Below are 15294 nucleotides of genomic sequence, written 5' to 3'. Positions count from 1 at the left end.
GCGAGCATGAGCACCACCGGCCTCCTCAATATCGGCACGCGGGCGATGTTCGCGTCGCAGTCGCAGCTGCAGACCACCGGCCACAACATCGCCAACGCCAGCGTGGCGGGCTACTCGCGCCAGCAGGCCCAGCTCACCACCGTGTCGGGCACCTTCACGGGCGCGGGCTACGTGGGCCGGGGCGTGGCGGTGCAGACCGTCACGCGCGCGGTCAACGCCTTCCTGACCGACCAGGCGTCGCAGACCGGCTCGCAGGCGGCGGCCGACAGCGCGCGGCTCGGCCAGCTCGAACGCCTGCAAAGCTCTTTCGGCACCGGCGAGGCCGGGCTGGGTTATGCGGCCACGCAGCTCTTCAACGCCTACGCCGACGTGGCGGCCACGCCTGCCGACCTGTCGGCGCGGCAGGTGGTGCTGGCGCGCGCGCAGGACCTGGCGTCGATGTTCCGCACCACCAGCGACCAGATCGAGTCGCAGCAGTCCTCGCTGGTGCAGGACGTGCAGAACTCGGTCGGCTCGGTCAACGGGCTGACGGCCAGCATCGCCAAGCTCAACGAGCAGATTGCCGGCACGCGCGGCACGGGCCAAAGCCCCAACGACCTGCTCGACCAGCGCGATCAGCTCGTCAACGAGCTGAGCCAGTTCGTGCAGGTGACGCGGCTGGAGCAGGACGACGGCTCGCTCAACCTCTTCGTGGGCGGCGGCCAGAGCCTGGTGCTCGGCAGCACGCAGTACAAGCTCCAGGCCGGCCCGGATGTGTTCGACCCGTCGCGCACGCAGGTCAGCATCGACATTGCCGGCACGCAGCGCGCCCTGAGCGTGGACAACCTCGGCGGCGGCAGCATTGCCGGCCTGCTGCAGTTCCAGAACGAAGACCTGACGACGGCGCGCGACCAGCTCGGCCTGCTGGCGGGCACGCTGGCCAGCCAGATGAACCAGCAGCAATCGCTGGGCAAGGACTTGAACGGCAAGACGGGCACCGAGCTGGCCCAGCTGTTCAGCGTCGGCGGGCCCAACGTGATTGCGGCCAACACCAATGCGCTGAACGCCGGCGGCAGCTTCGTCGGCCAGGTCGGCCTGACGGTGACCGACTCCAGCGCGCTGGTCGCCAGCGAATACGAACTGACGGCCGAGGCCGGCGGCACCTTCGGCCTGAAGCGCCGCAGCGACGGCCAGACCTTCACCGGCCTGGCCAACGGCGCCACGGTGGACGGCTTCCAGCTCAACATCGGCGCCAGCGCGCCGGCGGTGGGCGACCGCTTCCTGCTGCAGCCGGTCAGCACCGCCGCGCAGACCCTGGCGCAAGACCTGAAAGACCCGCGCGGCCTGGCCGCGGCCAACCCGATCATGGCCACGGCCAGCCCGTCCAACACCGGCACCTCCAGCGTCAGCGCGCTGAGCATCACGCAGACGCCGACCAGCGCCTACCAGGACCTGACCCTGTCGTTCGGCGCCAGCAGCGCCGCCGGTCGGGCCTACCAGCTCACGGACACCAGCGGCACGGTGGTGTCGGCCGGCACCTGGAGCGCAGGCACCCCCATCAGCCACAACGGCTTTGCGCTCAAGCTCGACGGCGTGCCGGCCAGCGGCGACAGCTTCAAGATCAGCCCGACCACCTTTGCCGCCTCCAGCAACGGCAACGCGCTGGCGCTGCAGGGCCTGGGGCTGGCCAACATCACCAGCGGCACGACCTTCACCAACGCGTTCTCGCAGACCCTGTCGGACCTGGGCGTGCGGGTGCAGAGCGCGCAGTCGTCGGCCGATGTGTCGGGCGCGGTGGCCAGCCGCACCCAGGAAGAGCTGGGCGCGCAGACCGGCGTCAACCTCGACGAGGAAGCCGCCCGCCTGATCCAGTACCAGCAGAGCTACCAGGCTGCGGCCAAGGTGCTGCAGGTGGCGCAAAAAGTGTTCGACACGATTCTGTCGATCGGCGGCGGCTGAGGCCGCGCTCTCCGCCGCCTCGACTACAAGGATTTAGATCATGCGAGTCTCCACCGCGTCCACCTACGAAGCCTCGGTCAACATGCTGCAGCGCCGCCAGCAGGAGATGTCGACCGCGCAGATCCAGCTCACCAGCGGCAAGAAGATCAGCAAGCCCAGCGACGACCCGACCGGCGCGGCTCGCGCCGAACGTGCGCTGATCGAGGAAACGCGCAGCAAGACCACGCTGCGCTCGCTCGACGCCAGCCGCAACGCCATGACGCTGGCCGAATCCGGCCTGGGCAACGCCGTCGACCTGACGCAGACCGCGCGCGAAGCGCTGGTGGCCGCCGGCAACGGCACCTACACCGCGAAAGAGCGTTCCGCGCTGGCGCTGCAGTTGCGCGAAGTGCGCTCGCAGCTGCTCAACGTCGCCAACCAGCAGGACGGCGCGGGCGCCTTCCTGTTCGGCGGGCAGGGTGCGCAATCGGCGCCGTTCCTGGACGGCGTGGGCGGTGTCACCAGCGTGGCCACCGGTGGCCAGCTCAATGCCTCGGGCAACGAACGCCTGCCGCTGTCGGTCGACGGCGATCAGGCCTGGCTGCAGGCGCGCAGCGGCAACGGCGTGTTCGAGACCAGCGCCACGGCGGCCAATACCGGCAGCGGCTGGATCAGCGCCGGCCAGGTCACCGACCCGTCGGCACTGCAGGGCCAGGCCTACCAGATGACGTTCTCGACCAACGCCAGCGGCGCGCTCGAATACAGCGTGACGCTGAGCGCCACCGGCGCGCCGGCGACCGACGCCTCGGGCGCGGCCATCACCAACAAGGCCTTCCAGTCGGGCAAGGCGATCACCGACGTGCCGGGCATGAGCCTGTCGGTCAGTGGCACGCCAGCGGCGGGCGACCGCTTCAGCGTCGATCCGTCTACGCCGGACCTGAGCGTCTTCGACGCCCTCGACAGTGCGCTGAGCGCGCTGGAGAACCCCAACGCCAACAGCGGCCAGGTCATGCAGACGGTGCAGAGCGGCCTGCGCGACATGGACCAGGTGCTGAGTAATTTCCAGTCATCGCGTTCAATGTTGGGCGAAACGCTCAACCGTCTGGATGGTCTGGAGAGCCGCACGGGTGCGAGAATTCTTTCAGCCCAGACCACCCGCTCGAACGCCGAAGACCTGGACATGATCCAGGGCATCTCGGAGTTCTCCAACAAGCAGACCAGTTACCAGGCCGCCCTGCAGTCGTATGCGCAGGTGCAGAAGCTCTCGCTGTTCAACTACATCGGCAATTAACCGGCTCCCCACGCTCCCATGACCGCTCTGATCCTCGACCAGGTCACCCTGAGTTATTGCCCGATCATCGATCGCCAGCGCAACGTCATGGCCACGCGCCTGACGGTCTCGCCCGTCACGCTGGGCCAGTGGCCGCCGGTGGGCGAGCTGCTCGACGCCGTCAGCCAGGTCTGGCCGGCCGATGGCCCGCGCGTGGCGCTGTCGGTGCGCAGCGAAGGCCTGCTGGCCGAGCTGCTCAACGTCAAGCCCAGCAGCAACATCATGATCGAGGTGCCCAAGTTCTTTGCCGCCGAGCCGCAGCACCGCGACGCCATCCTGGCGCTGGCCGCGCGCGGCAACGTGCTGCTGCTGTCGGGCCGCCCGGAGCAGCCGCTGCCGCGCGAGCTGCTGGGCAGCTTCAAGTATTCGATCATCGACATCGCCGACGAACGCCGCCTGGACGGCCACGCCGCGCCCGAAGGCGTGCAGCGCTCCATCGGCTTCATGCAGGACGGCGTGCGCACGCTGGCGCACATGGAGTCCGCCTTCAAGCGCGGCGGTGTGGCCGTGCTGGGCTGGCCGATCGACGACATCGTGCAGTTCAAGCCCGGCCGCGACGCCACCTCGACCCGCCCGGACCTGAAGGCCACCATCGAGCTGATCAACCTGGTCGACGACGAGGCGCCGCTGGCCGAGATCGAGGCCACGCTCAAGCGCGACCCGACGCTGGCCTACAAGCTGATGCGCTACATCAACTCGCCGGTGTTCGGCCTGCGCGTGGAGATCAGCTCCTTCACCCACGCGGTGATGCTGCTGGGCTACCAGCGCCTCAAGCGCTGGCTGGCGCTGCTGCTGGTGACCGCTGGCAGCGACCCCAACCTGCGCCCGGTGATGTTTGCCGCCGTGCGCCGCGGCCTGCTCATGGAGGCCCTGGCGCCCGAAGGCACCGACGCCGCCACGCGCGGCGAGATGTTCATCTGCGGCGTGTTCTCGCTGCTCGACCGCATGTTCCAGCAGCCGTTCGACGCGCTGCTCAAGACCATTCCGGTGCCGGACCTGGTCTACCAGGCGCTGGCCGGGCAGAGCGGGCCGTACCAGACCGCCATCGAACTGGTGCGCAGCCTGGAAGGCGGCACGGGGCATGACATCCGTGACGCGGCGGACCATGCGATGCTGGAACTGCGCACCGTCAACCGCGCACTGCTGCATGCGCTGGCCGGGGCCATCGAGCTGATGTGATCGCGCCGCCGTGAGGCGCTGACTCGGGCCATCCCTACACTGCGGGGTTGATATTCCCTCGCAGCGTGCGCATGAGTCCTCATCCGTCAGTTCACCCGTCGTTGGCCATGGCGATGGCCGTTTCGGTGGTCATTCCGGTGGCTGTCACTCCGCAGGCTCGCCATGGCCGCTGAGCTGCCCCTGGCGCCTGCGCTGCTGGACGCGCTGGCCGAACCGGTGCTGGTGTTCGAGCGTGGCGCCCGGCTGCGATTCGCCAACCGCGCCGCGCTGCGCCTGATGCCGTGCGAGGCCGGCATGCCCTGGCCCGATCTGTCGCCGCTGCTGGCCGCGCCGGTGCGGCAATGGCTGATGGCGCTGTGGTCGGCACCCACCGCACTGGCGCCCGGCCAGGTCAGCCCCGGGCCGCAAGCCGGCGCCGTGCTGACCCGGCTGGATGCTGCGTACTGGCTGCTGTGCCTGCCGTTGGAACACGCGCCACGTGCGGCCGATCCGCTGCCCACATTGCCGCTGCTGGCGCTGGCCGACGACCCGCTGCGCCAGTTGCACGCCATGCTGTGGGGCTCGCCGTTTCCGGCCACGTTGCAGGACGAATCGTTCCGGCTGATCGACGTCAACCACGCTTACGCCGAGCTGGTCGGCCTGCCGCGCCAGCACCTGATCGGCCGCGACCCGCTGGAGCTGCAGCCCGAGGAAGAGCGCGAGCTGACCCTGCGCGACCGCGAGCGCCTGATGCGCGACCCGCAGCACCCCGAGGTGCCGGCGCTGCGCGAGAAGCGCCTGCTCGACACCGACGGGCGTTCGCTCTGGGTGCGCGCGGCCCGCTATGTCACGCTGACCCAGGACGGCCGGCGCCTGCAGCTGACCCTGATGCAGGACACCAGCGCCGAACACGCTGCGCGCGAGCAGGCCGAGCGCTATTCGCGCGAGCTGGACCAGTGGTTCGACCTCTCGCCGCTGGGCATGGCGCTGTTCGACCAGGGCGGTCTGGTGCTGCGCGCCAACAGCGCCTTCGAGCAGCTGGTGGGCGGCCCGCTGCTGGAGCTGCGCGAGGCCTCGCCCGCCGTGTGCGCGCTGCTGCACTGGAGCGGCACCGAGCTGGCACTGCCGCTCGACCCCGGCGCCGCCTGGGTCAGCAGCGACGCCGTGCTGCCGCGCATGGGCACCTCCGGTCATGGTGCTTCCGGCGCCAGCGCACCCGGCCACGCCCGCGGCCACTGGGTGCGGGCGCTGCTGCGCAGCTATGAAGGCGCGGGTGGCCAGCGCCGCACCATGTGCATGCTCGAGGATCGCACCGCCGAGGAAGAGCGCGACCTGGCGCAACTGCAGCTCGGCACGCTGGTGGACACCGCCGGCGTCGGGCTGGCGACCATCGCCAGCCCGGCGCGCGTGCCGGCGTCGCCCTTTGCGGATACCGGTGCCGAGGATCATCCCGTCGCCGACATGGAGGCCGGCAACCTGATGGCCCAGGGTGTGCGGCGCGAGCTGGTGCTGCCGGCGTCGCTGCCCGAGTTCGAGCGCCTGCAGCGCGCCATGCAGCACGGCGAGCGCTACGAGGCGCGCTACGCCATCGTCCACCCCGAGCTGGGCCTGCGCTGGCTGGTGAGCCGGGTGCAGCCGGGGCGGCTGAGTTCGGGGCGACCGTCGACGTCGGTGGTCACGCTCGACGTCACCGAGCAGCACCGTGCGCAGGAACGCGCCGAGCAGCTGCTGGGCGAGATCTCGACCATTCTGGAAAACTCGCCCGCCGGCATCGCCTCGCTGCGCGGCACCACGCTGATGCACTGCAACCAGCGCTTCGAGCGCATGCTGCGCCTGCCGCTGGGTGCGGGCGTGGGCACCGACATCCGCGTGCTGCTGGCCACCTGCACCCGCACCGGCGGCAGCGCCGACGCGCTGGCCTCGCAGCTGGCCTACGCGCTGGAGCATGGCCAGCTCTACGAGGCCGAGCTGGAAGTGCCGGCCCAAGACGTGCCAGCCGCCACGCAGTCGCCCAGTGCGCCATTGAACGGCGCCGGCAGCCACTGGTATGCGCTGTCCATCCGCCGCACCGGCCCGGCGGGGGATGCGCCGCAGGCGATTGCAGTGCTCTCGGAGATCACCCGCCTCAAGGGCCAGCAGGTCCAGCTCGAAGCCCTGGCGCGCGAGCGCGAGCAGATGGCGCAGGTGCTCGGCCAGCAGGCCGACCGGACGCGGGCGGTGCTGGACTCGGTGCTGGTGGGCATCGTCACGGTGGACGAGGGCGGCGCCATCTCGTGGCTCAACCGCTCGGCGCGGCGCATGTTCGGCGGCGATCTGGGCGATTTCCTGGGCCAGTCGATCAGCGGCGTGGCCACCGGCGACGCCGATCACCCCTTCCGCCACAGCCGCGCCCTGTTCCAGCAGCTGCGCGACGGCGAGGCGCTGCAGTTCGAGTGCCGCGTCTGCGCCCGCGACGGCCGCACCTTCTGGGTGGTGGGCAACGCCGTGGCCACGCTGGGCGCCAGCGGTGCGCGCGAGCTGGTGTTCGCGCTGATGGACATCGAGCAGCGCCGCCAGGCCGAGGCCCGCGTGGCGCAGGCGCGCGAGTCGCTGCAGCGCATCATCGAAGCCGCACCGATGGCGATCACGCTGTTCGACGCCCACACGCTGGCCGTGCTGCAGATCAACCGCGTTGCCGCCGATGCGCTGGGCCTGAGCGCCGAAGCGGCGGTGGGCCGCGCGCCCGAGGCGCTCTATCCGCCCGCGCAGGCTGCCCGCCTGCGCGCCGACCTGAGCGCTGCGCTGGCCGCGCCCGAGGTGGTGACGCAGCGCGAGCACCTGATCGAGCACGCCAGCGGCGACAAGGTCTGGGACGTGCGCTACCTGCCGCTGTCGCGTGCCAGCCAGCCCACGCCCATGGCGGTGCGGGTCGACCAGATCCTGCTGGTGGCGTCGGACGTGAGCGCGCAGCGCGCCGCCCAGAAGGCCGAGCTGGAAGCGGCCATCACCCAGCGCGAGATGCTGGTGCAGGAAGTCCACCACCGCATCAAGAACAACCTGCAGGGCGTGGCCGGCCTGCTGCAGCAGATCGGCCAGCGCCGCCCCGAAGTGCAGCCGGTGATCGCCGAGGTGGTGGGCCAGGTGCAGGCCATTGCCCAGGTCTACGGCCTGCAGGTCGGCGGCGTCGGGCCGCTGCGGGTGCGCCAGGTGGTCGAGGCGATTGCGCAGTCGGTCGCGCGCACCTTCGGCCGCGAGATCGTCTTTGCGCTGCAGGGCGACTGGGCGCAGGAATGGTCGCTGCCCGAGGCCGAGTCGATTCCGATCGCGCTCACGCTCAACGAACTGCTCACCAACGCCATCAAGCACAGCCCACCCGGCGCGGCCGTGGCCTGCCGGCTGGTGGGCGAGGCCGGCGGCGTGCGCATCGAGATCGACAACGAGGGCCGGCTGGCGACCGATTTCCGCATCGACCACCGGCCCTCGGCCGTGTCGGGCCTGGGCCTGGTGCGCGCCCTGCTGCCGCGCCGCCACGCCGCGCTGGCCATCGAGCAGCGCGGCGCGCGGGTGGTGGCACTGGTGTCGCTGGCCGCGCCGGTGGTCAAGCCGCTGCCGGCGCCTGCGGCAACCGCAACCGCAGCCGCAACCGCAGCCGCAGCCGCAGCCGCAGCCGACAAGTCTTCTCCCCTTCGACCTTCATCGAGTCCTTCCTCAGGTACTTCAGCGTGAACACTCCCCGCCCTTCCAAAGGCCGCCTGCTGGTGGTCGACGACGACCGGCTCGTGCTGGCCACCCTGGTGCACGGCCTGATGCAGGCCGGCTTCGACGTGATCGACGCCGACAACGGCGATGACGCCATCCTGCTGGCGCGCGAGCATCGGCCTGAGCTGGCATTGCTCGACATCCGCATGGACGGCATGAGCGGCTTCGACGTGGCCGCCTACCTGCGCGACCACCTGCAGCTGCCCTTCATGTTCCTGTCGGCGTTTTCCGACGAGGCCACCGTGGCGCAGATCAAGGCGCTGGGCGCGCGGGCCTATCTGGTCAAGCCGCTGAACATCGCGCAGATCGTGCCGACGGTCGAGGCCGTGATGACCCAGGTGCGCGGCAAGGCTCAGACGCCGGTGGCCGCGCCGCCTGAGGCCGTGGCCGCCCCAGCCGCAGCGGCGCCGGTGGCCGATCCGCTGGCGCAGCCGGTGGCGATCGCTGTGGGCATCGTGATGCACCGCTACTCGCTCACCTCGGCGGCGGCGCTGGAGCGGCTGCACAAGCTGGCCGCGCGCGAAGGGCGCCCGCTCGACGACAGCTGCCGCGCCATGGTGCAGGCGCTGGAGCAGCTCGCCCTGCCGGGCGAGCTTTGACGGCGCTCTGCCTCAGCCCAGCGTGAAGAAGAAGCAGCTGCCCTGATCGACGGCGCTCTGCGCCCAGATCTCGCCGCCGTGACGGCGCACGATGCGTCGCACCGAGGCCAGGCCGACGCCGGTGCCGGAGAACTCGCTCGCGCTGTGCAGGCGCTGGAAGGCGCCGAACAGCCGGTCGGCAAAGCGCATGTCGAAGCCCGCGCCGTTGTCGCGCAGGTAATACACGGGCCGGTCGACCTCGCCTGGCTTGAGCGGGCGGATCTCGCGCAGCGTCGTGCAGCCGAACTCGATCTGGGCTACCGAGCGCCGCGCGCTGTACTTCCAGGCGTTGCCCAGCAGGTTCTCCAGCACGCTGTAGAGCAGGGTAGGGTCGCCTTGCACCACCAGGTTTGGCTCGATGCTGGCCTGCACAACGCGCTCGGGTGCCTGGCGGCGCAGGTCGTCGAGGATTTGCGCGGCCAGCTCCGACAGCGGCACGCGCTGTCGCGACAGCGGCTGGGTCGACAGGCGCGACAGCGCAATCAGCGCGTCGATCATGTGGTTCATGCGCGTGGCCGCGCCCAGCACGCGGTCGAGGTGGTCGCGGCCGACACGGTCGAGCACCGGGCCGTAGTCCTCGCGCACGATGCGGGTGAAGCCTTCGATGACGCGGATCGGCGCACGCAGGTCGTGCGAGACGCTGTAGGCGATCGACTCGCGCTCGCTCTCGGCCGCGTCCGGCAGCGGTGCGGCCGGCGCGCGCCACAGCAGCATCAGCGGCGCAGCGGCGGTCTGCTCGCCCAGTGCGATCAGCTGCCAGCCGCCGGTGTTTTCGCCCTGTAGCGTCGCCAGCCGGGGTGCGGGGCCGGCCTCGGGGTGGGCGGTGTGCCACTGCGGCAGCCACTGGCTCAGGCGTTGTGGCGAGGCTTCCAGCGTTGCACCCACCGCCAGGACCTGCCAGTCCGGACCTGTCTCGGGACTCGCCGCGCGCCACGGTCGCACCAGCACGGCGGTGCCAGGCCACTGCTGAACCAGTCGCAAGGCCCAGGCCGGTGGCGCGGAGTCTGACCGGCGCACCCAGCGCAGCAGCGCCCGGCTTGGCGCGGCCAGCCAGCGCAGCAGAGGTGATGCGTGACCCTGACTGCGCCGCAGCAACTGCACGCAGGCGGCCAGCAGGGCCAGTGCCAGCAGGCCGGCCAGCCACAACGTCACGGTACTGCCGTTGCTCAGCCGCACGATCAGCGTGGCCACGACGCCCGAGAGCATCACCGCCCCAAGCCAGCCCGCCGCCAGCGCCATCCAGACAGGGGCAGGGCGCAGCGCTGGGTCGGTCGTGGGTGGGCTGGACGGCATGGGCGGGATTCTAGAGAGCCGTCCGTGCTTCATGAGCGCTTCATGACCGCTTGTGAACGATGGGGCACCGGACGGTAAAAATCCGTGAAGGCCTGCCTAACTCCGTGGGGCCCGAACCCCACCACGCCGGTCCGCTCCTCAGCGCACTGCAGAATCCGGAAATGCCAGTTTTATCAGCTTCAAGTTTCAATCCGGCTTCAGGCCCTCCTGCTGTGTCTTCTTGCTGAGGCCTTCCTGTCATGCAGTACAACGACACCGAAGCCGATCCCGCGCAGCGACCCCGCGTGCTGCTGGTCGACGATGAGCCGGCCGGCCTGCTGCTGAGTGCGGCCGTGCTGGGCGAGCGCGGGTTTGATGTCACCCCCGTCACCGACGGCGCCGAGGCGCTGTGCCTGCTGTCCGACTGGACCCCCGACCTGATCGTGCTCGATGCGCTGATGCCCGGCATGGACGGCTTCGAGCTGTGCGCGGCCATCCGAGGCCTGCGGGGCCTGGAATTCACGCCGGTGCTGATGCTCACCGGGCTGGAGGATCAGACCTCGATCGAGCGTGCCTATGCCGTGGGCGCCACCGACTTCGTCGTCAAGTCCCAACCCTGGAGCCTGATTGCCGGCCGGCTGCGCTCCTTGCTGCGTGCGGCGCGCATCAACCTGGAGCTGCTGCGCAGCCGCGCCAAGCTCGCCCGCGCGCAGGACCTGGCGCGCATGGGCAGCCTCGACTGGCGTGCCGCGCCGCGCGGCCTGCGGCTGGAGCCCGAGGCGCTGCGCGTGCTGGGTTGCGGCCCGCGCCGCGCCATCGGGCTGCGGCAGCTGCTGCGCATGGTGATGGCGCCCGAGCGCCCCGGCATGGCTGCGCTGCTGCGCGAGGTGGTGCGCCACAGCACGGTCCTGGACACCGATGCCAGCGTCCGCACGGCCGACGGCCGCCAGCGCGTCATCCACATCGAGGCCGAGCCGGAGTTCAACGAGCAGGGCGCGGTGTGCGGCTACACCGGCATTCTTCAGGACGTGACCGACCGGCGCCAGATCGAGGACAAGATCAAGCGCCTGGCCAACTTCGATGCGCTCACCGGCCTGCCCAACCGGCGCCAGCTGATCTGGCGCGCCGAGCGCGCCATCGACCATGCCAGCCGGCTCGGCCACCGCTGCGCGCTGCTGCTGATCGACCTGGACCGTTTCAAGATCGTCAACGAAACCCTGGGCCATGGCGCGGGCGACGAGCTGCTGCTGGAGATCGGCCGGCGCCTGCGCTCCTGCGTGCGCCACAGCGACCAGCTCGCCGACATGTCGATCGACGCGATGCTGCTGCGTTCGCACCGCTCGCTGGAGGCCATCGGGCGCCTGGGCGGCGACGAGTTCGTGGCGCTGCTGCCCGAGGTGTTCGATGTGGCCGAGGCCGAGCAGGCCGCCCAGCGCATCCTGCTGGCCCTGCGCGCGCCGGTGGTGCTGAGCGGGGCCGAGTACTTCGTGACCGCCAGCATCGGCATGGCGGTGTATCCGGGCCACGGCGTCACGGTGGTCGACCTGCTGCGCAACGCCGACGCGGCCATGTACGCGGCCAAGTCGTGGGGCCGCAATCAGGCGCAGGTCTATCAGACCAGCATGCAGGGTGCCGGGCGGGACCAGCTGGAGCTGGAAAGCGCGCTGCACAAGGCGCTGGAGCGCGGCGAGCTGGTGCTGCACTACCAACCCAAGGTCGATGTGCTGCAGCGCCGCGTGGTGGGCGTGGAGGCGCTGATGCGCTGGCGCCGCAACGGCGAGCTGGTGCAGCCCGACGACTTCATTCCGCTGGCCGAGGCAACCGGCCTGATCCTGCCGATGAGCGAATGGGCCATCCGCGAGACCGCCCGCCAGATCCGCCTCTGGCGCGACACGGAGGGGCTGGACCTGAAGGTGGCCGTCAACCTGCCCAGCCGTTGCTTCGAGCGCGCCGACATGCTCGAACACCTGCGCGACGCCGTGGCCGCGCACGATGTGCCGCTCAGCTCGATCGAGCTGGAGATCACCGAAACCAGCCTCATGAAGGGGTTGCAGAGCGTCATGCCGGTGCTGCACCGCTTGACCAAGAGCGGGGTGGGGCTGTCGATCGATGACTTCGGCACCGGCTACTCGTCGCTGTCCTACCTGACCCAGCTGCCGATCGGCGAGCTCAAGATCGACCGCTCCTTCATCTGCGTGCTGGGCACGCCCGGCCACATGTCGGCGGTGGTCACGACCATCATTGCGCTGGCGCAGACGCTGGGCCTCAAGTTGGTGGCCGAAGGTGTCGAAAACCAGGTTCAGTGCGAGACGCTGTCGCGCCTGGGCTGTTCGGTCATGCAGGGCTTTCTGTTCGCGCGACCCATGCCGCCTGAGGAGATCGGCCGCTGGGTGCGGCAGTACCAGGACGAAGGCGTGGCCGCTGACCCGCTGGCGCTGGTGGCGTTTGCGCTGCCCGGCGCCGTGGTCGTTCCCGATCCGCAGCCCGCCACCGCGTCGGCCTGAGCCGTTCTAGATTCCCAGAGGTTCTCACTCATGGACAAACCCTCGGCAGCCTCCGCTGTCACCCCGACCGCCGCGCTGATCGCCAAGGCCGCCTTCCGCCGTCTGGCGATGGAGCGCCTGGAGCCCACGCCCGACAACTACGCCCGGGCCTGGCGCGAAGAGGGCGGTGTGCTGCTGCAGGATGTGACCAACCCGTTGCAGCAGGCGCAGGAATGGGCCGACCTGCTCGACCGCGCCACCCGCTTGCTCGACCGCAGCACGCGCCTGTGGCCCAGCGGCCGCCGGCGCGAGAGCCTGCAGCGCGTGCTCAGCTCCAGCCGCAGCGACCCGCAGCGCCTGCTGCAACGCCTGCGCCAGCTGGTGGGCAGCTGGGACGGCGAAGCAGCCGCGCCTGAAGAGGCGGGCGCCGCGCCCGTGGCCGAGGCCATCGTCGAGACGCTTCCCGCCACCGACACCGTGGCGTCGGCTGCCGCGCCGCTGGCCGATGTGCCGGTGGCTGAGGCGGCCGCTCATCACCCTGTCTGGCCGCAGATCGTGCACGCGCTCGAAGCCACCGTGCAGGCCGCGCTGCCGCCGGACGAAGTGCGCGCCCAGGAAGTGGGCAACCGCCTGCGCCTGCTGGCCGGCCACGCCGCGCCGGTGCTGGCCGAGATGCAGGAAGCCTGCGCCGACGTGCGCCGCGTGCTGCAGCATCGGCACCACCTGGTCGACCAGCTCGGCGGCCTGGTGCGTGAGCTGACCGACGGCCTGGGCGACCTGGCCGAGGACAACTCCTGGGTCGAAGGCCAGTGCCTGGCCATGCGCAGCCACCTCGACCTGGGCCTGACCAGCCGCGGCGTCAGCGCCGTGAGCCAGCTGCTCGTCAGCACCCGCGAGCGTCAGCAGCAACTGCGCGTCGAGCGCACCCAGGCGCGTGAATCGCTCAAGCAGCTCATCCACACCATGCTGCAGGACATCGGCGAACTCGGCACGCACACCGGCCGCTTCAACGACAACGTCGGCCGCTACGCCGAGGTGATCGGCGAGGCCGACTCGCTCGAAAGCCTGGCCGGCGTGGTGCGCGAGATGGTCGAGGAAACCCGCACCGTCCACACCCTGGTCAGCCACACCACCCAGCGCCTGCAGGACGAACACGCCCGCGCCAGCGAAATGAGCCAGCGCGTGCACCAGCTCGAAGACGAGTTGCGCCAGCTGTCGCAGGAAGTCAGCACCGACCAGCTCACCCAGGTGGCCAACCGGCGCGGCCTGATCACGCGCTTCGACGCCGAGCGTTCGCGCGCCGAACGCGAGGGCGCGACGCTGGCAGTGGGCATCCTCGACATCGACAACTTCAAGCGCCTCAACGACACGCTGGGCCACCAGACCGGCGACGAGGCACTCAAGTTCCTGGCCCGCCGCGTGACCGAGGCGCTGCGCCCCACCGACACGCTCGCCCGCTACGGCGGCGAGGAGTTCGTGGTGCTGTTACCGGCCACGCCGGTCGACGAGGCGCAGCGCGTGCTCACGCGCGTGCAGCGTCAGCTGTCGGCCGAGCTGTTCATGTACGAGAACCGCCAGGCCTTCGTCACCTTCTCGGCCGGCGTCACGCCGTACCGCCTGGGCGAAACCATCGAAGCCGCGCTGCAGCGCGCCGACGAAGCCCTCTACGAAGCCAAGCGTACCGGCAAGAACCGCACCTGCATGAGCTGAATCCGCTGGCCCTTCAGCCGACGTACCCCCTTCAGAGGGAGAGCCAAGCTGGCGTTTCCTCATCATCATGGCGTCACCCAACTTGCGGGAGTGACGCCATGTTCGATTCCGGCCCCCAGTCGCGTTTGCTGAGCCCCATATCGCGTCGCCAGGCCTTGCGCCGGCTGGCGCTGGGCTTGACGGCCTGGAGCGGCGTTCAGCCTGCCGCCGTGCAAGCGGCGCCACCGAACCTGTTGCTGGCCCGCGTAGCGCCGGCGCAGATCGAACCTGCCGGCTATCTGGTGAGCGAAAAGCTCGATGGCGTGCGCGCCTGCTGGGACGGCAGCCGCCTCGTCAGCCGCAGCGGTAGCGTGTTCGCCGCGCCCGCGTGGTTCACCGCCCGACTGCCTGCCGACCAGCCGCTCGACGGCGAGCTGTGGCTGGCCCGCAGCCGCTTTGACGCCCTGAGTGCCACCGTGCGCCGCCTGACGCCGGTGGATGAGGAATGGCGCGCCCTGAGCTACCAGCTCTTCGAGCTGCCCGGTGCGCCCGGCCGCTTTGATGAACGTGCCGAACGCCTGCGCCACGTGGTTGCGGCGCAGGCCTGGCCGCAGCTGGTCGCGGTGGCGCAGGAGGTGCTGCCGGATCGCGCCGCGCTGCAAAGCCGTTTCGAGACCGTGCTGCAGGCCGGCGGCGAAGGCCTGATGCTGCATCGCGCCGATGCGCCGTATGTGGGCGGCCGCAGCGACGTGCTGCTCAAGCTCAAGCCGGTGCATGACGCCGAGGCCGTCGTCATCAGCCACACCCCCGGCCGCGGCAAGTACCAGGGCCTGACTGGCGCTTTGCGCGTGCGCGACGAGCAGGGCCGCGTGCTGCTGATCGGCAGCGGCCTGAGCGATGCGCAACGGCGCGATCCACCCCCGCCCGGCACCCTCATCACCTACAGCTACCGGGGCGAAACCGTCACCGGCCTGCCGCGCTTTGCCACGCTCTTGCGCGTGCGGGAGTTGCCGTGAGCGCCCGCAGAACCCGGACAACGTCCTCAAAAACCGGCGCCGCATCGGTTATG

The 15294-nt window shown here is 70.5% G+C and carries 9 protein-coding genes; 8 read left to right on the top strand and 1 reads right to left on the bottom strand.

The genetic code is table 11. The annotated features are described in order from the left end of the window. Window positions 1-6 precede the first annotated feature (6 nt). The 5 genes from flgK (at window position 7) to AC5IG3_RS16880 (ending at window position 8742) form a co-directional block, all read left to right on the top strand. Window positions 7-1938 (top strand): flagellar hook-associated protein FlgK, encoded by a 1932-nt coding sequence (flgK, locus tag AC5IG3_RS16900; RefSeq protein ID WP_491907450.1) that lies wholly within the window; start codon window positions 7-9, stop codon window positions 1936-1938. Between the two features lie 40 nt (window positions 1939-1978). Continuing rightward, window positions 1979-3208 carry a flagellar hook-associated protein FlgL gene (gene flgL, locus AC5IG3_RS16895; RefSeq protein ID WP_491907449.1) on the top strand — a complete coding sequence of 410 codons (1230 nt, stop codon included), beginning with the start codon at window positions 1979-1981 and terminating at the stop codon, window positions 3206-3208. 18 nt (window positions 3209-3226) lie between these two features. After that, window positions 3227-4426 carry an EAL and HDOD domain-containing protein gene (locus tag AC5IG3_RS16890; RefSeq protein WP_491907448.1) on the top strand — a complete coding sequence of 400 codons (1200 nt, stop codon included), beginning with the start codon at window positions 3227-3229 and terminating at the stop codon, window positions 4424-4426. A 162-nt stretch (window positions 4427-4588) separates the two neighbouring features. After that, a complete protein-coding gene (locus tag AC5IG3_RS16885; protein ID WP_491907447.1) occupies window positions 4589-8110 on the top strand; it encodes a PAS domain-containing sensor histidine kinase in 3522 nt (1173 codons plus the stop codon). Next, on the top strand, window positions 8107-8742 hold the full coding sequence (locus AC5IG3_RS16880; protein ID WP_491907446.1) for a response regulator: 636 nt from the start codon (window positions 8107-8109) through the stop codon (window positions 8740-8742). Before AC5IG3_RS16885 ends, AC5IG3_RS16880 begins: the two co-directional genes overlap by 4 nt. 12 nt (window positions 8743-8754) lie before the next feature. Here AC5IG3_RS16880 and AC5IG3_RS16875 read toward each other — a convergent pair whose 3' ends face one another. Next, on the bottom strand, window positions 8755-10074 hold the full coding sequence (locus tag AC5IG3_RS16875) for a sensor histidine kinase (protein WP_491907445.1): 1320 nt from the start codon (window positions 10072-10074) through the stop codon (window positions 8755-8757). A gap of 239 nt (window positions 10075-10313) precedes the next feature. Here AC5IG3_RS16875 and AC5IG3_RS16870 point away from each other — a divergent pair, with 239 nt between their 5' ends. The 3 genes from AC5IG3_RS16870 (at window position 10314) to AC5IG3_RS16860 (ending at window position 15241) form a co-directional block, all read left to right on the top strand. Continuing rightward, window positions 10314-12557: a putative bifunctional diguanylate cyclase/phosphodiesterase gene (locus AC5IG3_RS16870; protein WP_491907444.1), complete on the top strand. Its 2244-nt coding sequence runs from the start codon at window positions 10314-10316 to the stop codon at window positions 12555-12557. Window positions 12558-12587: 30 nt separating this feature from the next. Beyond that, entirely contained in the window at window positions 12588-14246 is a 1659-nt protein-coding gene (locus AC5IG3_RS16865; RefSeq protein ID WP_491907443.1) for a GGDEF domain-containing protein, read from the top strand. A gap of 98 nt (window positions 14247-14344) precedes the next feature. After that, window positions 14345-15241 (top strand): DNA ligase, encoded by an 897-nt coding sequence (locus tag AC5IG3_RS16860; protein WP_491907442.1) that lies wholly within the window; start codon window positions 14345-14347, stop codon window positions 15239-15241. The last annotated feature ends 53 nt before the right edge of the window (window positions 15242-15294 follow it).

Origin of the sequence: Leptothrix sp. (in: b-proteobacteria) (genome assembly GCF_965250675.1) — a bacterium.
Taxonomy (GTDB): domain Bacteria; phylum Pseudomonadota; class Gammaproteobacteria; order Burkholderiales; family Burkholderiaceae_C; genus Sphaerotilus.
Note: the sequence above shows the minus strand (reverse complement) of the source record. Positions and strands in the feature narration are given on the sequence as shown.